General features: G+C 42.2%; 13 protein-coding genes, 12 tRNA genes, 1 rRNA gene and 1 pseudogene. 22 read left to right on the top strand and 5 right to left on the bottom strand.

What is annotated here, in order from left to right:
• Window positions 1-30 precede the first annotated feature (30 nt).
• From rrf to AC1DOK_RS21385, 8 genes are all read left to right on the top strand, one after another.
• Window positions 31-147, top strand: a 5S ribosomal RNA gene (gene rrf / locus AC1DOK_RS21350).
• Window positions 148-152: 5 nt separating this feature from the next.
• Window positions 153-228 (top strand) — tRNA-Asn (locus AC1DOK_RS21355).
• A tRNA-Thr gene (locus AC1DOK_RS21360) sits at window positions 229-304 on the top strand. It abuts the tRNA gene before it with no gap.
• A 4-nt stretch (window positions 305-308) separates the two neighbouring features.
• Window positions 309-383: transfer RNA gene (locus AC1DOK_RS21365), tRNA-Glu, on the top strand.
• Window positions 384-402: 19 nt separating this feature from the next.
• Window positions 403-494: transfer RNA gene (locus AC1DOK_RS21370), tRNA-Val, on the top strand.
• A 15-nt stretch (window positions 495-509) separates the two neighbouring features.
• A tRNA-Gln gene (locus tag AC1DOK_RS21375) sits at window positions 510-584 on the top strand.
• Window positions 585-624: 40 nt separating this feature from the next.
• Window positions 625-700, top strand: a tRNA-Lys gene (locus AC1DOK_RS21380).
• A gap of 15 nt (window positions 701-715) precedes the next feature.
• Window positions 716-795 (top strand) — tRNA-Leu (locus AC1DOK_RS21385).
• Window positions 796-1,216: 421 nt separating this feature from the next.
• Here the strand turns inward: AC1DOK_RS21385 and AC1DOK_RS21390 are convergent.
• Together AC1DOK_RS21390 and AC1DOK_RS21395 are read right to left on the bottom strand one after the other, a co-directional pair.
• On the bottom strand, window positions 1,217-1,534 hold the full coding sequence (locus AC1DOK_RS21390) for a 1,3-beta-galactosyl-N-acetylhexosamine phosphorylase C-terminal domain-containing protein (protein ID WP_477556414.1): 318 nt from the start codon (window positions 1,532-1,534) through the stop codon (window positions 1,217-1,219).
• Window positions 1,520-1,624: pseudogene (locus tag AC1DOK_RS21395) on the bottom strand (lacto-N-biose phosphorylase central domain-containing protein); the annotation flags it as partial. The pseudogene AC1DOK_RS21395 and the gene AC1DOK_RS21390, both read right to left, overlap by 15 nt.
• A 415-nt stretch (window positions 1,625-2,039) precedes the next feature.
• On the opposite strand from AC1DOK_RS21395, the gene AC1DOK_RS21400 reads away from it, so the two are divergent.
• Window positions 2,040-2,119: transfer RNA gene (locus AC1DOK_RS21400), tRNA-Leu, on the top strand.
• 345 nt (window positions 2,120-2,464) lie between these two features.
• Here the strand turns inward: AC1DOK_RS21400 and AC1DOK_RS21405 are convergent.
• The 3 genes from AC1DOK_RS21405 to AC1DOK_RS21415 all read right to left on the bottom strand — a co-directional run bounded on the left by AC1DOK_RS21405 (window position 2,465) and on the right by AC1DOK_RS21415 (window position 3,867).
• On the bottom strand, window positions 2,465-2,683 hold the full coding sequence (locus AC1DOK_RS21405; RefSeq protein ID WP_477556336.1) for a hypothetical protein: 219 nt from the start codon (window positions 2,681-2,683) through the stop codon (window positions 2,465-2,467).
• A gap of 62 nt (window positions 2,684-2,745) precedes the next feature.
• Window positions 2,746-3,585 carry a YihY/virulence factor BrkB family protein gene (locus AC1DOK_RS21410; protein ID WP_477556337.1) on the bottom strand — a complete coding sequence of 280 codons (840 nt, stop codon included), beginning with the start codon at window positions 3,583-3,585 and terminating at the stop codon, window positions 2,746-2,748.
• A 45-nt stretch (window positions 3,586-3,630) separates the two neighbouring features.
• Window positions 3,631-3,867 carry a hypothetical protein gene (locus AC1DOK_RS21415; RefSeq protein WP_477556338.1) on the bottom strand — a complete coding sequence of 79 codons (237 nt, stop codon included), beginning with the start codon at window positions 3,865-3,867 and terminating at the stop codon, window positions 3,631-3,633.
• 197 nt (window positions 3,868-4,064) lie between these two features.
• On the opposite strand from AC1DOK_RS21415, the gene AC1DOK_RS21420 reads away from it, so the two are divergent.
• The 13 genes from AC1DOK_RS21420 to AC1DOK_RS21480 all read left to right on the top strand — a co-directional run bounded on the left by AC1DOK_RS21420 (window position 4,065) and on the right by AC1DOK_RS21480 (window position 18,581).
• Window positions 4,065-4,139, top strand: a tRNA-Gly gene (locus AC1DOK_RS21420).
• An 11-nt stretch (window positions 4,140-4,150) separates the two neighbouring features.
• Window positions 4,151-4,227: transfer RNA gene (locus tag AC1DOK_RS21425), tRNA-Arg, on the top strand.
• A gap of 19 nt (window positions 4,228-4,246) precedes the next feature.
• Window positions 4,247-4,323, top strand: a tRNA-Pro gene (locus tag AC1DOK_RS21430).
• Window positions 4,324-4,344: 21 nt separating this feature from the next.
• Window positions 4,345-4,418 (top strand) — tRNA-Gly (locus AC1DOK_RS21435).
• 203 nt (window positions 4,419-4,621) lie between these two features.
• A complete protein-coding gene (gene ppc, locus AC1DOK_RS21440; protein WP_477556339.1) occupies window positions 4,622-7,420 on the top strand; it encodes a phosphoenolpyruvate carboxylase in 2,799 nt (932 codons plus the stop codon).
• A gap of 184 nt (window positions 7,421-7,604) precedes the next feature.
• Window positions 7,605-8,186 carry an RNA polymerase sigma factor SigW gene (gene sigW / locus AC1DOK_RS21445; RefSeq protein ID WP_477556340.1) on the top strand — a complete coding sequence of 194 codons (582 nt, stop codon included), beginning with the start codon at window positions 7,605-7,607 and terminating at the stop codon, window positions 8,184-8,186.
• Window positions 8,187-8,269: 83 nt separating this feature from the next.
• Window positions 8,270-8,881, top strand: coding sequence for a zf-HC2 domain-containing protein (locus tag AC1DOK_RS21450; RefSeq protein WP_477556341.1), 612 nt, complete (start codon window positions 8,270-8,272; stop codon window positions 8,879-8,881).
• Between the two features lie 226 nt (window positions 8,882-9,107).
• Complete coding sequence (gene cdaA, locus AC1DOK_RS21455) at window positions 9,108-9,959, top strand: diadenylate cyclase CdaA (protein ID WP_477556415.1); 852 nt, start codon at window positions 9,108-9,110, stop codon at window positions 9,957-9,959.
• Window positions 9,952-11,385: a CdaR family protein gene (locus AC1DOK_RS21460; protein ID WP_477556342.1), complete on the top strand. Its 1,434-nt coding sequence runs from the start codon at window positions 9,952-9,954 to the stop codon at window positions 11,383-11,385. Before cdaA ends, AC1DOK_RS21460 begins: the two co-directional genes overlap by 8 nt.
• A gap of 23 nt (window positions 11,386-11,408) precedes the next feature.
• A complete protein-coding gene (gene glmM / locus AC1DOK_RS21465) occupies window positions 11,409-12,755 on the top strand; it encodes a phosphoglucosamine mutase (protein WP_477556343.1) in 1,347 nt (448 codons plus the stop codon).
• A gap of 1,249 nt (window positions 12,756-14,004) precedes the next feature.
• On the top strand, window positions 14,005-15,834 hold the full coding sequence (gene glmS / locus AC1DOK_RS21470) for a glutamine--fructose-6-phosphate transaminase (isomerizing) (RefSeq protein WP_477556344.1): 1,830 nt from the start codon (window positions 14,005-14,007) through the stop codon (window positions 15,832-15,834).
• Between the two features lie 342 nt (window positions 15,835-16,176).
• Window positions 16,177-17,838, top strand: a complete 1,662-nt coding sequence (locus AC1DOK_RS21475; protein WP_477556345.1) for a LytS/YhcK type 5TM receptor domain-containing protein — start codon at window positions 16,177-16,179, stop codon at window positions 17,836-17,838.
• The gene (locus AC1DOK_RS21480; RefSeq protein ID WP_477556346.1) at window positions 17,835-18,581 is read left to right on the top strand and encodes a LytR/AlgR family response regulator transcription factor; all 747 of its coding nucleotides are present in this window, start codon (window positions 17,835-17,837) and stop codon (window positions 18,579-18,581) included. The genes AC1DOK_RS21475 and AC1DOK_RS21480 overlap by 4 nt, the downstream gene beginning before the upstream one ends.
• The last annotated feature ends 117 nt before the right edge of the window (window positions 18,582-18,698 follow it).

Genomic DNA, 18,698 nt, shown 5'->3' on the forward strand with positions numbered 1-18,698 from the left:
TGTTACAACGCATTTATTCTAAATGCACTGTTTGGTGACGATGGCGGAAGGGAACCACGCGTACCCATCCCGAACACGACCGTTAAGCCTTCCAGCGCCGATGGTACTTGGACCGAAGGGTCCTGGGAGAGTAGGACGTTGCCAAGCAATATTCCCTGATAGCTCAGTTGGTAGAGCACTCGACTGTTAATCGAGTTGTCACAGGTTCGAGTCCTGTTCGGGGAGCCAGCTTCCATAGCTCAGTAGGTAGAGTGCATCCATGGTAAGGATGAGGTCACCGGTTCGATCCCGGTTGGAAGCTCCAGGACGGCCCGTTGGTCAAGTGGTTAAGACACCTCCCTTTCACGGAGGTAACAGGGGTTCGAGTCCCCTACGGGTCACCACTATTTATTCCGGAGGCTTAGCTCAGCTGGGAGAGCATCTGCCTTACAAGCAGAGGGTCAGCGGTTCGATCCCGTGTAATCAGTAGGTTGGGGGTTCAAGTCCTCTCGACGGCACTCTTTACCTATTGGGGATTAGCCAAGCGGTAAGGCAACGGACTTTGACTCCGTCATGCATAGGTTCAAATCCTATATCCCCAGCCATTAGTTACTTTCAACGATAACGTTGTAAGTTATAACTTATGAGCCATTAGCTCAGTTGGTAGAGCACCTGACTTTTAATCAGGGTGTCGAAGGTTCGAGTCCTTCATGGCTCACCAGTAATTTCCCGATATGCGCGTATGGCGGAATTGGCAGACGCACTAGACTTAGGATCTAGCGGGAAACCGTGGGGGTTCAAGTCCCTCTACGCGCATCATACAAAATACCCTTCGTTTTTTCGAAAACGAGGGGTATTTTCATATATTTTAGGTCCTAAAGAACACATCGATTCAGTGTGTTCTTTTTCTTTCTAGAAGTTGTGATGGAAGAAACGATTAGTGATATATTTGCCTGCATTTTGTACATTCAAATGGATGAGATTTACCTAGAATAAGCATTTGGCTGCAAAACGTGCAATCAAAATCAAGCACATTCCCGATTTTTCTACTTTTATAGTATTTTGACTGCATGAAATACAGTCAAACATATTCAGGAGCACCTAATCTTCGTTATGCCTGTAAAAAATGCATTCAAACGTGAGGGATAGGGCATCGGTCAAAAGTGCTTGTTCAGCTTCTTTTCACAATTTAATCCAGACTTTCAAGTTTGGTTACGGCAGGAACCAAGTGAATTATCTATGCTATATTTGACCTATGGAGTCTGCTTACAGCACATATAGGGAATAAGAATGTTATGGAAATGACTCTTCTCTTTAGATATTTGCTTAAAGGAAGAGCCTTCTTAATTAGATCTCGTACCACTTGATCTCGTTCGCTTCCAGCGTTAGCGGGAAAGCTTGAGCCATCGCCACGAAAAATAATGGCTTCCTGCGGCTCATAGGTGTTGTTGACGACGCAGTATTTGCCGTCCTTGGCATAGGCATGAACCTCGACATTGTAGTTTTCACTAAGCCAGTGGTTCAGCTCCTGTTCGCTATGAGCGCTCCAGAGAATCGCACGGTATAGTAAGCGGCTGTTTTCAAAGCTATATGGTAAGCCACTGATATAGACTCCTCGCCCACTGTCAAACTTATTAATTTCTAGCGAACCTCTTTGTCGATCTGACGAAGGATCGTAGTGCCTTCTAGTGCAAACATATTTTTCTTGCCTTCACCGAAGTTGATTGCTTATTCGCATTGGCGTCCCCATGCTCGCATTTTGCCCCAGCAATTAAGTACGGCCACGGTCTTATCGTGAACCCGAATGTGGAGCATACCGAAGTGTCTATTAGTATTGATCCTCTGGAATATGTTGTGCTGCAGCCTGACTCCTAGTGATTACCGACTTCAGACCAAACGCGAGATCAATGACGGTCGGAGCGAGGGGACTAAGAGGGTTTAAATCAAAGATGTTACTCATTCCATCTTGTTATTTTGTTATTTTCTACAAGTAGTTTACTTTTGGTTCAAAATGTCGTAAGATATAACTCATGAGCTACTTGCTCATTTGATCCAGATGCGCGCGTATGGCGGAATTGGCAGACGCACTAGACTTAGGATCTAGCGGGAAACCGTGGGGGTTCAAGTCCCTCTACGCGCATATAAAAAGGAGTCTCTTGTTCATCAGGAGGCTTCTTTTTCTTTGTAAATATCATCCTACTCACCATAGTCATTGTGAACATTATAGAAATAGATGAAGGAACCTTACAAAGTAATTGATCTACTCTGTTAGGCTCCTCTTAGTCTTATTTAACCTTTATGGATGAAAGTGAAACAAGCATATGTGCAACCCCTTCAAAGGTAGTCTCAGTAGTATGTGTATATCCAAATGTAGTTTCGAAGATATTCGGACTTGTTACAGTAAGGTACGTTGTGGCGGTACGATCTTAGCCTCAACACCTGTTACAAGCAGTATGGGAACAATGGTGTTAGCGACGACGAGACTTCAGTCAGGGCGTTCTAACATACCTTCCAGCGTGTGAATAGAACCTTTAGGATTCGTATGTAATCCAATCTGGATCATTTGTTCCACATCATCTTGCAGATCAATGAGATGTGAAGCAGTAAATAGATTAGGTATGAGACTACTTCTTACATATGGTTCAATACCTGTTGTACGAATTTCATTTATAGCCTGAAGACGTTTTTCCTTCATTAAGTTCATACGCAGGTACAAGAACAGAACAGCAGAAGACCCATCCTTATAGATGAGCCTTTTGTTATGCCTTAGATTTTACTGTTCTTATTATTGTTACGTAAATAAGATAATGTGGCGTTAATTTCCCCACCTAGTAAAATGATGATACTGCTTATATATAACCAAATTAATAGGATGATAATACCTCCGATGCTACCATATACTTTCGTATAGTTGCCCCAATTATTCACGTAGAATGCGAATATAATGGAAATGATAACCCAACCAAATGTTGCTACTAATGAGCCCGGGATTACTTCGCGATAAGTTAAGTATCGATTCGGGATTTGGCAATAAACGACTTCGAATACGATAAACATAACGGTAAGAGGGATAATGTACTGAACCACATTCCAAACCGCATCGAAGTTGTCTGGAAAATGGAGCAGTTTGAACAGTTGTTCACCAATCATTTTACCGAAAATTAGTGTCGCAAAGGATATCAAGATTATAATACCAAGCGCTATGGTGAATAAAATAGAAATGCCTCGAACTTTCCAAAAGGGTCGATCTTCAGTAATATTATAAGCTTTATTCAGCCCTCTGATAATTGCCTTTACACCGGAAGAGGAAGCCCATATCGTACCTATCATTCCTATGGAGAGAAAGGTAATGTTATCTGCAGCTAAGAAGCCATTAATGAAGTCTTCGATCAATTGATAGGTATCGTGGGCGAGTATAGGTTTTAAACTGCTGAGGATGTCACCACTTGTTACTGATGTATAACTGATAACCGTCATAATGAAAATTAAAAAGGGAAAGAAGGCTAGAATTAAATAGTATGTCATCTGCGCTCCTAAAGCACTGACTTCATCATTAGAAAAGCGACGAAAAAGCTGCTTCATAAGTGGGAAAAACTTTATTTTCATCTGCATTTACTCCTTATAATTTTTTCCCTTCCCGATCAGACCGATTTAACATTCGCAATCATATCCCTTGATCAGGTAGTGCTGTGATCTCTGCTTTCCATTATAAGATCCTTGAATATGTATCGGAACAATAGGTGCACCAGTTTGCACGGTAACATTAGCTCCTGCAGCTCGCAGTAAAGATCTTGCCCAACGTCCGACATGTCTTGATGTGTAGGCATTAAGTTCTTCGGTACGTCCTTGCCGCTGCAATCTGTTCGCTTTCATTAAACCTGGAATCATAACTAGTATGTATAACTAAAAATAAATAAACCATATAATAGTCCTAATTATTTTCATATCTAAATTAAAGCTAATTGAATAAGAATAATTTACCAACAACTAAAACGTTCAAAAGCAGTTGCATTTTGTTTCGATATTTGTTATATTATTTCTTGTCGCCGCTGAGGTAAACGTTAAGCGGTAATGACAAATAGCATGCGGAAGTGGCTCAGCGGTAGAGCATCGCCTTGCCAAGGCGAGGGTCGCGGGTTCGATTCCCGTCTTCCGCTCCATAAACATTTTTGCGCCCTTAGCTCAGCTGGATAGAGCGTTTGACTACGAATCAAAAGGCCGGGAGTTCGAATCTCTCAGGGCGCGCCATTTTCACTTTAAATATTATCGGGATGTAGCTCAGCTTGGTAGAGCACCTGGTTTGGGACCAGGGGGTCGCATGTTCAAATCGTGTCATCCCGACCATTATATTTATGAAGTGAATATGCGGGTGTAGTTCAATGGTAGAACTTCAGCCTTCCAAGCTGATAGCGTGGGTTCGATTCCCATCACCCGCTCCATACATAATTACTAAGACCCCTGTAATGGGTCTTTTTTTGTAAATAAAACAATTAGCAAGAAACGTAGCTGCTCCTTATTTGGATCGCAAAGACGTTTCTTCTTACTATATACATGAAGAAATAACTACAGACTTTTTTTGAATTGTGGTAAAATATTCGGAAAAGAAATTACGGTAACAAATGGAAAGCGATGGGGTGGAGAAATGACAGAAGGCAGTATTACTAATCAAAGAACAACCAACAATAATTTATTGCGTAGAGATGTACGTTTTTTGGGTAATATTCTTGGCGAAGTGCTTGTACATCAAGGCGGAAGCGAGCTTCTATTCATCGTTGAGAAAATTCGCGAAATGAGTAAATCGATGCGTGCTAACTACACATTAGAAATGTTTCGTGAATTTAAGGGGATCGTAAGTGAACTCTCTCCAGAAGTGCGTCATCAGGTTATTCGCGCATTTGCTATTTATTTTCAGCTTGTTAATATTGCAGAGCAAAATCATCGAATTCGTCGTAAGCGGGATTATGAGCGAACTTCTGGTGATTTAGTTCAACCTGGTTCTATCGAATACATCATTCAGGAACTCAAAAATAATCATACGCCTATTTATGAAGTGAAAGAGATTTTATCGAATATTTCTTTAGAGCTTGTTATTACAGCCCATCCAACTGAGGCAATGCGTCGTGCAGTTCTTAACATTCATAAACGGATCGCTGATGATGTTATGGAGCTTGATAACCCTACGCTTACTTATCGTGAACGTGAACAGCTTCGTGAGAAGTTACTAGGCGAGGTTCTTACATTATGGCAAACGGATGAGTTAAGGGACCGTAAGCCTACCGTTCTTGATGAAGTGAAGAATGGTTTATTCTATTTTGACGAAACGTTATTTGACGTTCTTCCTGATGTTTATATAGAGTTAGAGCGTTGTCTTAATAAATACTACCCTAATGAAGCTTGGCATGTACCTTCGTTCCTTCGTTTTGGATCATGGATTGGAGGAGACCGTGATGGTAACCCGTCAGTTACATCTAAAGTAACTTGGGAGACACTCACTCTTCATCGCCAAATGGCACTTAAGAAATATGATCGCATTATCCGTGATCTGTATCACAATACAAGTTTCTCCTTAAATATGATTAACGTAACGGATGAATTATTAGCATCTATTGAACAAGATCGTGAATCCATGACAGGTAATGGTGCGTGGCATTATAAGCCTTGGCGTAATGAGAAGGAACCATATCGGATTAAGCTCGCTTATATGTTAGAGAAAATCCATAATACTGGTAATCCAAACGTTGCTGAGAATCATCGGTATAAATCACCGGATGAGTTTCTTGAAGATTTACATGTAATCGCACGTAGCTTGCGCAGTCATTTTGCAGACTATGTGGCTGATAATTATATTACGAAGTTGATTCGGCAAGTTGAATTATTCGGTTTCCACCTAGCGACACTAGACATTAGACAACACAGTCAAGAGCATGAATTTGCCATGACAGAAGTTCTTGATAAAATGGGTATTGTCTCCAACTATGGTGATTTATCTGAGGAGAAGAAAATCGAGCTACTCACATCCATCTTATTGGATTTGCGCCCAATTACTTCGCCTTACCATCATTATTCGGAGAGTACGCATGAAACAATTGAAGTCTACAGAACGATCTATCGTGCACAGAAGGAATTCGGAACACGTTGTATCTCTTCCTATCTGATTTCAATGACAAGAGGAGCGAGCGATATGCTCGAGGTTCTTGTGTTTGCGAAGGAAGCGGGGCTTTATAGCAGAGAGTCTAATGGCAAGGTAAACTGTACGATCCAATCGGTACCTTTATTTGAAACTATCGATGATTTACATGAAGCACCTGCTATTATGAGCACATTGTTTGAGATTTCTGCTTACCGTGCCTCAATTGACCCTTATACAGAGATGACTGAGATTATGCTTGGTTACTCCGATAGCAATAAAGATGGCGGTGTGATTACAGCTAACTGGGAGCTTCGGACAGCATTAAGAGATCTTATGGCAGTTGGCAAAAAGTATAGCGTTAAGCTGAAGTTCTTCCATGGTCGTGGCGGTGCATTAGGTCGTGGGGGTATGCCTCTGAATCGTAGTATTCTAGCACAGCCAGTTGCTGCATTAGGCGCAGGTGTTAAGATTACTGAGCAGGGTGAAGTATTATCTTCACGTTACTCCATGAAAGGTATCGCGTATCGTTCACTTGATCAAGCGACACATGCACTTATTGCTGCTTCCAAGCTATCAAGAGATCCTAAGTCTGATCCTACAGATGAATCATGGGAAGGCATCATGAGCGATATTTCTTTGCAAGCGATGAATAAATATCAGGATTTGATTTTCCGTGATAAGGACTTTATGGAGTTCTTTAAAGAATCGACGCCACTTCCTGAAATTGGCGAGCTTAATATTGGTTCTAGACCATCGAAGCGCAAAAATAGCGATAGCTTCGATGACTTAAGGGCTATTCCATGGGTATTCTCATGGACACAGAGTCGTTACTTGATGCCAGCTTGGTATGCCGCTGGTACAGGACTTCAAAGCTATTATCAGGATAAAGAAGAGAATATGAAGGTTCTGCAACGTATGTATGAAGAATGGCCGTTCTTCCAGTCGATGATTGACAATTTACAACTCGCTATTGCCAAAGCGGATATGATAATTGCCAAAGAATATGTTTCGATGATGAAGAATGGGAATATTGCAGAACGCATATATAACTTGATCCTTGAAGAATATAAACTAACATCCGCGCTGATCTTGAAGATCACTGGACAAAAAGAAATATTAGATAATGTTCCTGTCATCCAGGAATCGATACGCCTTCGTAATCCATATGTCGATCCTCTCTCCTACATGCAAGTTGAGCTGCTTCGCGAATTGCGAGCTCTGCGTGAGGACAATCAGGATGATCAGACTCTTCTACGCGAAGTATTGTTAACAATTAATGGTATTGCTGCAGGACTTCGCAATACGGGCTGATCGACGCTAGCATTCTACAAAGAAAGTCGAGCCTCTGTATTTCAGGAGCTCGACTTTTCTTATGATTAAGGAATTTATATTGCACAGCTCATAAATTCTAAGTAATACTATAAGAAACGCAGCTACTTTTATATAAAGAATGCAGAACAGTTTCTTTTTGCTCTCTAGTTTGGAGGAGTAAGAATTGAATTATGTTGAAACAAGGCTAGCTAAACTAGCCCGGAACGGGGATCGGCGTGCATTTGCTGAACTCGTCGAACTCTATAAAGATAAAATCTTTCACCTTGCTTATCGGATGCTTGGGAATAAACAGGAAGCAGAGGATATAGTGCAAGAAACCTTCATGCGACTATATTCCAACTTGCACCGCTATGATGAGACTCAAAAATTCTCAACTTGGATTTTTCGGATCGGAACTAACTTGTGTATTGATCAATTACGTAAACGTAAGCTTACCTACTCACTTGATGCGGAAGTAACAGATGGCGAAGGTAATGATTACTATGCGATGATGCCAAGCGATGAGGACACGCCGGAGAAACAAGTTATTGTCTCAGAAACGCAGCGACATATTCGTAAGATCATCGATAACATGCCAGATAAATACAAATCAATTATCGTGCTACGTTATTTGCATGATTTATCCTTGCAGGAGATTAGTGATGTGCTTGACCTGCCCATTACTACGATTAAAACAAGGCTCCACCGTGGCAGGGAGTATCTACGCAAGAAATTAGAAACTTCAGGCTCACATGGTATTTTTTAATTTATTAAAAGTGAAACATAGTTGAATCTTAAACGTAATGTATTACACGATGGTTGAGGTATGTTGAAAGGTGTGGCTTAAGTATGAATTGCAGAGAGGCCCTTCCTTTAATGCACGAGGTGCTTGATGGTGATGCCACTGCTTCTGACGCATGGGAATTGCGTAGGCATATGGCTGCTTGTGAGAACTGCAGAGAGCGCTACAATGGACTGGAAACATCCGAGGCATTAGTGCGTTCAATGTCGGGGATTACAGCGCCCGGCGGGATGACAGACCGGATTATGGGTAATTTGCCAATAAAGAAGAGTAATACGTGGTTTAATTGGATGAAACGTCATCCAGCGATTTCTGTAGCTGCTGTGTTTATGATGCTTATGATGGGAAGTCTGTTCTCCATGTGGGATGGCGATAAAGAACTAATCGTCAAAGGCGTTGATTTAGAAGAAATCGTCATTAAAGGCAATACCGTTATCATTCCACCTGGGCACACACTAGATGGTAATCTTGTTGTACAAGGCGGAGAGTTGCAGGTAGGGGAAAATGTCAACATCAAAGGCAATATTACCATTATTGATGGTTCATTGCATATGGCATCTACAGCGCGTATTGCCGGGCAGATCACGAAGGTTGATGAAATGTTTGGTTGGTTATGGTATAAGATAACGGATATTTTTAAGTCCGTGAACTATGAGTAGGATTACTGCTAGACGAATTCATTCGTCTAGCAGTTTTTTTATGTTTACAGAATCGATTAAAAACACATTATTTTAGCAGTTTTCTTACGAAAATTACTTTTCTATAAGGTCGTTGAACTGAATCTTCTTGTTTTTTACAGTAATAACGGTTGTAGGACTTTGGAATAATAGATGATTATCGTGAATTATGGTATTATTTAAAAGGAATATAAAGAATAAAAATAGAATGATTTACCGTGTTGGTCTGGGGGTCAAGAGAGTGGAAATAATTGGCAATTTTTCCTTTAGAGATGTTATTGATATTGCGATCGTCAGTTATGTTATATATAAGCTTATCCTTCTGCTACGCGGCACTAGAGCGGTACAGTTTATGAAGGGAATTCTCGTTGTTGTCATTGCCTGGGGATTATCGTATTGGTTCCAGCTCACAACGCTACAATGGATGATGAAGCAGATGATTGATACAGGGTTGATCGCGATTATTATTATTTTTCAGCCCGAGCTTCGTCGTGCGCTTGAACAGATCGGTAGGGGCAAATTATTCACTCGTTCTGCGATTATAGGTGAGGATCAGAGTACCAATCAGTTAATTAGCGAAGTTATTCGTGCTGCTAACCATTTAGCTAAAAGAAAGATCGGTGCGTTGATCGTATTCGAGAAGGAAACCGGACTCTCTGATTATATTGAATCTGGAACAATGCTTGAATCTAAGGTGTCAGCTGAGCTGCTTATCAATATTTTTACTCCGAATACGCCGCTACATGATGGTGCGGTCATTATTCGTCAGAATGTACTCGTTGCTGCGGCTTGCTATTTACCTTTGTCAGAGAATCCTTTCATATCCAAAGAACTGGGTACACGCCATAGAGCGGCAATTGGTATGAGTGAAGTATCAGATGCTATTTGTATCACAGTTTCAGAAGAAACTGGGCAAATCTCATTAGCTATGAACGGACATATCGTCCGGGATATTAAAGATGAGTCCCTGATTTCGAAGTTATTCGATGAATTGAAGCCCAAAACCAAAAAGAGAGAGTCGAGTTCATTCTGGAAATGGGGGCGACGCTCACGTGGATAAGCTGTTAAGTAATAAAAATGTAGTTCGTATCGTAGCGCTGCTCATTGGGATATTGTTATGGCTTGTTGTAAACCTCGAACAGAAGACGATTAATGATTATTCTTCTACAGTAGAGAGGACACAGCGTATTAAGAATGTCCAAGTTGTTACTAAGCTAGATGGGAATCAAATACATATAGCATCGATTTCAAATGAAACCGTTGATGTTGTGGTCAGGGGCAAGGAATCAGCATTAAACAAAGTAAATACAGAAAAAGCACATATTGAGGTAGACTTGTCGAAGGTAGGTAAAGGTGAATATGTCTTACCACTGACTGATGTAGGATTTCCTTCGACAGTTGATGTAATTGAAATTCTCCCAGCACAGGTGAAGGTTGTTATTGATGATTTGCAGAAAGTAGAAATGCCGGTTGAAATTGAAACAGTTGGCAACCCAGCAGAAGGGCTGAAGGTTGGCGAAGTAGTTGTTAAGCCGAACCGGGTACATGTAACGCTACCTACAAGTTTACTTGATGATGGGATTAAGGTTAAAGGTAAGGTTACCGTCGCGGGAGCGAAGGAAGCTGTCAAAAGCCAGGTTAAGCTGCAAGTGGTTGATAAGTATAATAAGGAATTAGATTTTGCTATATCGCCAAATATTGTTGATGTGGAAGTCCCTATAACAACGCCATTTAAACTGATACCCTTGCAGATCAAGCTGAGTGGGGAACCTCCTGCAGGCTTCGCCATATCCAAGGTTACGCAAAGTGTCGATAAAGTGAGAGTGTTCGGTGAGCAGAGTGTACTCGATGAATTGGAATTCTATGAAGGTCCACAGGTGAACATTCAAGGACTTACTGAAACGAAGGAATATACTTTGGAATTACCGCTTAAGAATAAAGTGTCACTTGTTGATCCGGCCAAAGTTACCGTGAAGGTTGAAATTGTTCCATCGGTATCGAGAGTGCTCGATCTGACGAATGTAAAGGCGATTGGTCAGAATGAAGCATTCACTACGAGAATCATACTTCCCCCAGGAGGGAAGATAAGTCTTCCTCTGGAGGGATCGCCGGATCGAATAGCTAAGCTGAAGAGTGATGATGTGCAGGCGATAGTTGATGTAACTAACCTTGCTGCAGGTGTTCATGAACTGAAGGTATCATTCAATTTACCTCCTTTTATTAAGAATATGCAGCAACAAGAAATTAAGGTTACCGTTGAGATTACCTCCAAACAATCGGCTGGTGGTTCCACAGAAGTAAATGGAAGTGTTAATCCAGATGGAGGAACGAGTTCCGGTGAGGGAGCGGTTAATGGCTCGCCGGGTGATGTAGGTAATGGTAGTGGTACTAGTTCTGGAACTAATAATCCTGAGAAAGACAAAGGCACGAAAGGTGCTGCTGGTGGGCAGGATGATAAGAGGACAGATACTAAACCAAAAAACTAACAAGTATAGATAGGGGAATATAGATGGGTAAATATTTTGGTACTGATGGTGTACGTGGCGTAGCTAATACAGAGTTAACACCTGAGTTAGCATTCAAAATTGGAAGATGTGGCGGATACGTCTTAACACGTGAAGCACATAAACCAAAGGTATTAATCGGAATGGACACTCGAGTGTCTGGAACGATGTTAGAGGCTGCATTAGCAGCTGGATTAACTTCAATCGGTGCAGATGTGATTAGACTTGGCGTTGTAAGTACGCCAGCTGTTGCTTATTTAACACGTACATCAGGCTGTGATGCAGGTGTTATGATTTCTGCATCCCATAACCCAGTAGAGGATAACGGAATTAAGTTCTTTGGACGCGATGGTTTTAAGCTGCTTGACGAGACAGAGCTTGAGATCGAGCGTCTACTTGATGCCGAGGTGGATACGTTACCTCGGCCAACTGGTGGCGAGCTTGGCAGCATCGAGAATGATACTGCTGCGAGCGAACGTTACGTCGACTTCGTGAAGTCGACGGTAGATGCAGGCACCACGTTAGCAGGAATGCGCGTGGTGCTCGATTGTGCCAACGGCGCCGCGTACGAGCTGGCGCCAAGAATCTTCCGCGAGCTAGGCGCGGAAGTGGTGCTCATGGGCGCCCAGCCTGACGGGCGCAACATTAATGCTGGATGCGGATCTACGCATCCAGAGGGGTTGCAGGCCGCTGTGGTGGCGCATGGCGCCCACATCGGCCTCGCATTCGACGGCGATGCCGATAGGCTCATCGCGGTGGACGAGGCAGGTGCCGAGGTAGACGGCGACTATATCCTGAGCATCTGCGGCGATGCAATGAATCGCGCAGGTAAGCTCGCACATAGTACGATTGTTACAACGGTTATGGCGAACATTGGCTTTTTTAAAGGAATTAAATCAGTAGGTCTCCAAGCAGCTAAGACTGCAGTCGGTGACCGCTATGTTATGGAAGAAATGCGCCGTGGCGGTTTCAATCTCGGCGGTGAGCAATCAGGTCATGTGATTTTCCTAGATTATGGGACAACGGGGGATGGTATCCTTACGGGGGTTCATCTTCTACAAACACTTGTTCAGTCTGGTCGCAAGCTAAGTGAATTGAAACAGATCATGCGTAAATTCCCACAAGTTCTCGTAAACGTGCGCGTTGCTGATAAATCTAAACTCGATGGTAACGTAGAAGTGGAGCGGGCGATCCACGAGGTTGAGGAGCAGCTAGGCGATAACGGCCGCGTCCTTGTGCGTCCCTCTGGAACAGAGTCTCTTATCCGTGTAATGGCTGAAGGGCCAGATAAACAGCAGGTAGAAGCTTATGTAAGCAGCATCGTTAAGGTCGTTGAAGAGCAGTTACGGTAATTGAATTTTTAATCTAAATGATATACGTGTATAGAAGGAGCCGTGATGGCTCCTTTTTTTGATGAGTAAGCTGACAAAGGAGTGCAACTAGAATGGAAGCAAACGACGCTAGAACGGAAGGACATGCCGCAATAACGCCAAAGTGTGCCGCATAAGGGTTGTTTTGGAGTAAAAATAGGTAAGTGTGAGATCCAAGCGGAAGCAAACGACGCTAGAACGGAAGGACATGCCGCAATAACGCCCAAATGTGCCACATGAGAGTTGTTTTGGAGTAATAATAGGTATGTGTGAGATCCAAGCGGAAGCAAACGACGCTAGAACGGAAGGACATGTCGTAATAACGCCCAAATGTGCCGCTCGAGAGTTAGTTTGGAGTAATAATAGGATTGTATGAGATCCAATTTTTACCTGTTCCATAAATTAAAAATCAAATTTATTTGCATTTAGACTTCAAAATGAATAAGATAGTATAAGTTTAACACTCAAATAGAGAAAGGTGGATAGAAGTTGTACCACAATAGCGCCAGAACTTGAGGAAGTCGATCAGATTGATTGGATCGGGCTTCGCAAGTTGACGAGGTGAAGGTGTTCGAAATTTCGGCGGGGACCTTCCGGCATTCGATTAATGCCGTTAAGTTAGTTGGAGAAAACGTCTGGGTGACTGGACCGACAAGCCACTAACATAATACTGAACAGGATATGGACGGATGTAAGAAATGTGTGTGAAGCAGCTATGGAGCGGATAATGATAGCTGTAAGTTTATTTACTATTGCCTAATGGCTACAAAAGTTCAGGTTTCGGTTAGATAAATGATTGTGACCAAAAAGCTCGAAAATGTTTTTTTAGATTATAAAAAAACTCTATTTACTGTCCGTTCTTTTTAACGGTTACGGTCTGGTTTCATAATCTCAATTTAGAAATTAGAAGCGAGATACTGGTAGTAAAAAACTCGAAGTAAGAACTTTGAAGTTTTCAGCCAGTGAGTCTTTAATTTTTCATGTTATTTTTTGGGATATTGTAAAAGTTTAATTAATGGACGGCGAAGCTAAGTCCTTTTATATGTGTACTGAATTTATTTTGTTTTGGCCCGTGGAGATGAGTAGTTCGAATTCAATAGATTTGTGGGCTTATTACTATTTATCACCAAACCGCGTATGGACAAAGTCTATAGGCTTACTAAGTTACGGACGCGAATGGGGATTACATCCTTCTTTGCGGTTCGCGTAACCATTCTGGGAGGAATTATATATGTGTGGTATCGTTGGATATATTGGTTATCGGAATTCTCAAGAAATCTTGCTAGAGGGATTGAAAAAGCTAGAGTATCGTGGCTATGATTCCGCTGGTGTGGCTATATATACACAAGAAGGATTACGTATTCATAAATCAAAAGGCCGTCTAGCGGTTCTTGAATCACAACTAGGTGAAACACCGCTTGTTGGATCGGTAGGAATTGGTCATACGCGCTGGGCAACACATGGCAGACCATCTGATGCAAACTCCCATCCACATTCGGATGAATCGCATAAGTTTACAGTTGTGCATAACGGAATTATTGAGAACTATGCTGCTTTGAAGCAGGAATTAATAGAGAGTGGTCATAAATTCAGCTCTGACACGGATACAGAAGTCATTGCACATTTAATCGCTGATTTGTATACAGGTGACATTGTGAAGGCAGTTCAATCGGCTGTGAAAAGGATGAGAGGTGCATATGCTCTTGGAGTTTTGACAGAGTATGAGCCAGATAAGCTCGTTGCTGTTCGGTATGCAAGTCCACTTGTCATCGGAGTTGGTGAAGGTGAGAATTTTATTGGGTCTGATATACCAGCAATTCTAGAATATACTCGAAATGTATACATTCTGGGTGATCGAGAAATGGCTGTTTTGACAAGAGATGGTGTCGATTTATTAACGATTGAGGGGAATTTTATTTCCCGAGAAATATATCATGTCGATTGGGATCTCGTTACTGCTGAAAAAGCAGGATATCCACACTTTATGCTGAAAGAAATCCATGAACAGCCAAAAGCTTATCGGGATACAATGAATAGTCGTTTATCACCGGAGCGGGATCGTGTACTTTTGCCTGAAATCGGTATGTCTGAAGAAGATATTCGTAGTATCCGCAACATCCAGATCGTTGCTTGTGGAACAGCGTATCATGCAGGGCTTGTTGGTAAAACAGTCATTGAGCGTATGATTCGGATTCCAGTTGAGACAGACGTAGCTTCTGAGTATCGTTATCGCGATCCGCTTGTAACACCACGCACACTTATGATCGTAGTAAGTCAATCGGGTGAAACGGCAGATACACTTGCAGCAATGCGTGAAGCAAAGAGTAAGGGCGCGCACGTACTCGCAATTACCAATGTTGTAGGTTCTACAGTAGCTCGTGAGGCTGATGATGTATTAGTAACTTGGGCAGGTCCTGAAATTGCTGTCGCTTCAACTAAAGCATATACTTCCCAGTTAATTGCGTTCTACTTGCTCGGATTGTATATGGCTCAAACTCGTGGTTCTATCAAACAAGAGGAGATTGTTCAGACGATTGCCGCTATGCAAAGCTTGCCAGAGCAAGTGGAATCCATTCTTGAACAGTCTGATTCCATCCGTGAATATGCAGAGGGAATTGCTGAGCGTAATGATCTGTTCTTCATTGGTCGTGGACTTGATTACCTGGTTGCACAAGAGGGTTCACTTAAATTGAAGGAAATATCTTACATTCATTCCGAAGCCTATGCGGCAGGTGAATTGAAGCACGGCACATTAGCCCTGATTGAGGAAAATGTCCCTGTTATCGCACTCGTCACACAGCCAGCTTTAATGGAGAAAACAGTCAGTAACATCAAAGAAGTAACAGCTCGTGGTGGTTCTGTTCTTGGAATCACATGTGAAGGTTACGAGCATTTACAGTCGGAATTCGATCATACGATGATCATTCCTCGTACACTGGATCTGCTTATGCCAGCCTTATCTGTCATTCCGTTACAGTTGATTTCCTATTATGCGTCACTTGCACGGGGAAATGATGTTGATAAGCCAAGGAATTTGGCGAAGAGTGTGACAGTAGAGTAGGGTTGTTTAAAGATTTTTATTGCAGGTGTTGTAGAAAACAAAATAAGTCTACCCATGTCACACAAAGTATCTCACTAAGTAAATAAAGTTTAACGTGAAGTCGAGCGAAATTCAGGTGTTTTTCCTGATTTTCGTTCGGCTTTTTTCGTTCTTTTTTCAGATATGATCTGCCTTTCGTTCAGCTGCAGACTTTAATGAGTGGGAACAGGTATATGTCTCGTCTCTTTCATAGATTCCATACGAAGTGTATATTGAACATTTGTATGGATTTGGAAAATAAATAACAGAGCAAACCTTGGTAAAATAAATAACAACATATTGTGATAAAGTGAGGTAGTTCCCATGAACGAAAATTTCACGATGCTGTTCCAGCTCTTCGAGCGGGCAGCATTATTGCTAATTATTTTGTTTTTCTTAACTCGTATTTCGAGCTTCAAGCAGATTTTGCAAAAAAAATTACAGACACCGAAGGAGTTTGCCGTCGTTACGATCCTGTTCTGTTCCTTTGCGTTATTCGGTACCTACGCAGGCATCGATGTGGAAGGCTCGCTCGTCAATGTACGGACCATCGTGATTATGGCAGGAGGTATCTTATTCGGACCATGGGTAGGTCTTGTCGTGGGAGTGGTGTCCGGAATCCATCGTTATTTGATCGATATCGGTGGGGTGACCTCGATTCCATGTCTGATCACGAGTATTATTGCGGGGCTGGTATCCGGCTATATTCATCTTCGAACACCTAAAGCGAAACGTTGGTTTATCGGGATCCTTGCCGGGATGGCCATTGAGGCATTAACGATGCTATTGATCATATTCATGGCGGAGCCTACAACACTGGGAATCGATATTGTATCTAAAATTGCCACACCGATGATTCTAGGCCAATTTAATGTGGGCTTGATCATTTTGTTAATTCAGAATGTGGAAAGTGAGCGGGAAGTAGTCGCTGCGCAGCAAGCGAAGTTAGCTTTGGACATTGCGAATAAGACATTACCCTATTTTCGCTCCATCAATACCGAATCATTACACAAGATCTGTTCCATTATTAAAGAAGATATTCAAGCTGATGCTGTGGCGATTACGGATTCCATGAATGTGCTCGCTTACGTCGGTTTTGGGGAAGACCGCTATCAATTCCGGCATGAGATCATAAGTGATATGACCAAAGAGACAATACGGAGCGGGGAGTTCATGATAAGCAACCATGCGTTGGACGATGCGCTGCCCGGCATTCAATCTTTATTAATTATTCCACTGAAAGAGCGAGAAGAAGTTACCGGGACCTTGAAGATTTATTATCGGAAAGCGCATGAAATTACCTATCCGCTGCAGACCATGGCGGTCGGTTTATCCCAAATCATTTCGACATTAATGGAAGTTTCCCGTGTGGAAGAGATTAAGGAGATGGCGAATAAAGCCGAGCTCAAGGCGTTACAGACAACGATTCAGCCTCACTTTTTGTTCAATGCGTTGAACGCGATTGGGTCCTCGATCCGAACAAGACCGGATCAAGCGAGGGAGCTGATTGTCAATTTATCGGGATATCTACGTTATAATTTGGAGCTTACGGATGAATTGATCGATATCCATAAGGAGCTGGAGCAGGTTTGGAATTACGTAGAAATTGAAAAAGCACGCTTTGGAAATCGATTAAATGTTGTTTATGATGTGGATGAAGTCGCCGTGAAGATTCCCAGTCTCATCATTCAACCGTTAGTGGAGAATGCGATTGTCCACGGTATATTGAAGAAGAAAGGACCTGGAACGGTCACTATCTATGTCAAAGATACAGAATATTACATTCGGATTGGCGTGCAGGATACAGGCGTGGGCATCCGTGAAGATATGATTGAACAGGTGTTGGAGGAGCGTGTTCCACCGAATCATATAGGTCTTTTCAATGTGCATAAGCGTGTGAAGCTCATTTTTGGGCACGGTGTTACGATGGAGCGACTAGATCAAGGAACGAATATCTTTTTTGACATACAGAAGGAGACACTATGAGAGCGATAATTGTTGAAGATGAAGTATTAGCCCGTGAAGAGCTGGAGTATCTGATTACAGAACATAGCCGCATTGAAATCGTAGAACGATTCGAGGATGGTCTTGATGTGCTTAAATTTCTGCAAGAGAAGGAAGTCGATGCGATTTTTCTCGATATTAACATTCCATCTCTGGACGGTATGCTGCTAGCGACTAATATCAGTAAGTTCGTGCGAAAACCGTATGTTATTTTTACAACAGCTTATAAGGAACATGCTGCCCAAGCTTTTGAACTGGAAGCTTTCGATTACATCTTGAAGCCCTATGACAAGAACCGGATTCGCGCGATGTTACGAAAGCTAGAGACCGCCTTCGAACGGGATCAGCAGCAAGGAGAAGGTCCAAATCCTGTGGACAGCAGGCAAAGATCTGAGGAGAAACGTATTAATCTGCTGAAAAATGACAAGTATATCGTGACGGATAGCGATGACATCTACTATGCAGAAGCACAAGAGAAGGTGACGAGCGTATTCACGAAGAGCGGTACCTATACAATGCCGATGAATATTTCGGACTTTCATGCCATGGTGCCTCAAGATCGATTCTATCGTTGTCATCGTTCCTATATCGTCAATTTATCCCAAATCCATGAAATCGTTCCATGGTTCAACAATACCTACCTGCTACGTCTACGGGATATGGATGCCGAAGTGCCCGTCAGTCGAAGTAAAGTCAAAGAATTTAGGCAGTTGATGCATATATAAATGCAGTTCATTCTGTAATCCCGTCATTTCATGTCGTTTTTGGATTAAGAAAGCGTTTTATCTTGTAAGATAAGGATGTGAAAAGCAAGGCGTAAGAGGCTTTCACTTCCCTATAGA

This window comes from Paenibacillus sp. P5_B5 (assembly GCF_056400365.1).

What these genes read in the sequence shown, in the direction of transcription:
- AC1DOK_RS21405 (WP_477556336.1), bottom strand. Translation starts at nt 2,683, where the DNA reads ATGAACTTAATGAAGGAAAAACGTCTTCAGGCTATAAATGAAATTCGT.
- AC1DOK_RS21410 (WP_477556337.1), bottom strand. Translation starts at nt 3,585, where the DNA reads ATGAAAATAAAGTTTTTCCCACTTATGAAGCAGCTTTTTCGTCGCTTT.
- AC1DOK_RS21415 (WP_477556338.1), bottom strand. Translation starts at nt 3,867, where the DNA reads ATGATTCCAGGTTTAATGAAAGCGAACAGATTGCAGCGGCAAGGACGT.
- ppc (WP_477556339.1), top strand. Translation starts at nt 4,622, where the DNA reads ATGACAGAAGGCAGTATTACTAATCAAAGAACAACCAACAATAATTTA.
- AC1DOK_RS21450 (WP_477556341.1), top strand. Translation starts at nt 8,270, where the DNA reads ATGAATTGCAGAGAGGCCCTTCCTTTAATGCACGAGGTGCTTGATGGT.
- cdaA (WP_477556415.1), top strand. Translation starts at nt 9,108, where the DNA reads ATGATTTACCGTGTTGGTCTGGGGGTCAAGAGAGTGGAAATAATTGGC.
- glmM (WP_477556343.1), top strand. Translation starts at nt 11,409, where the DNA reads ATGGGTAAATATTTTGGTACTGATGGTGTACGTGGCGTAGCTAATACA.
- glmS (WP_477556344.1), top strand. Translation starts at nt 14,005, where the DNA reads ATGTGTGGTATCGTTGGATATATTGGTTATCGGAATTCTCAAGAAATC.
- AC1DOK_RS21475 (WP_477556345.1), top strand. Translation starts at nt 16,177, where the DNA reads ATGAACGAAAATTTCACGATGCTGTTCCAGCTCTTCGAGCGGGCAGCA.
- AC1DOK_RS21480 (WP_477556346.1), top strand. Translation starts at nt 17,835, where the DNA reads ATGAGAGCGATAATTGTTGAAGATGAAGTATTAGCCCGTGAAGAGCTG.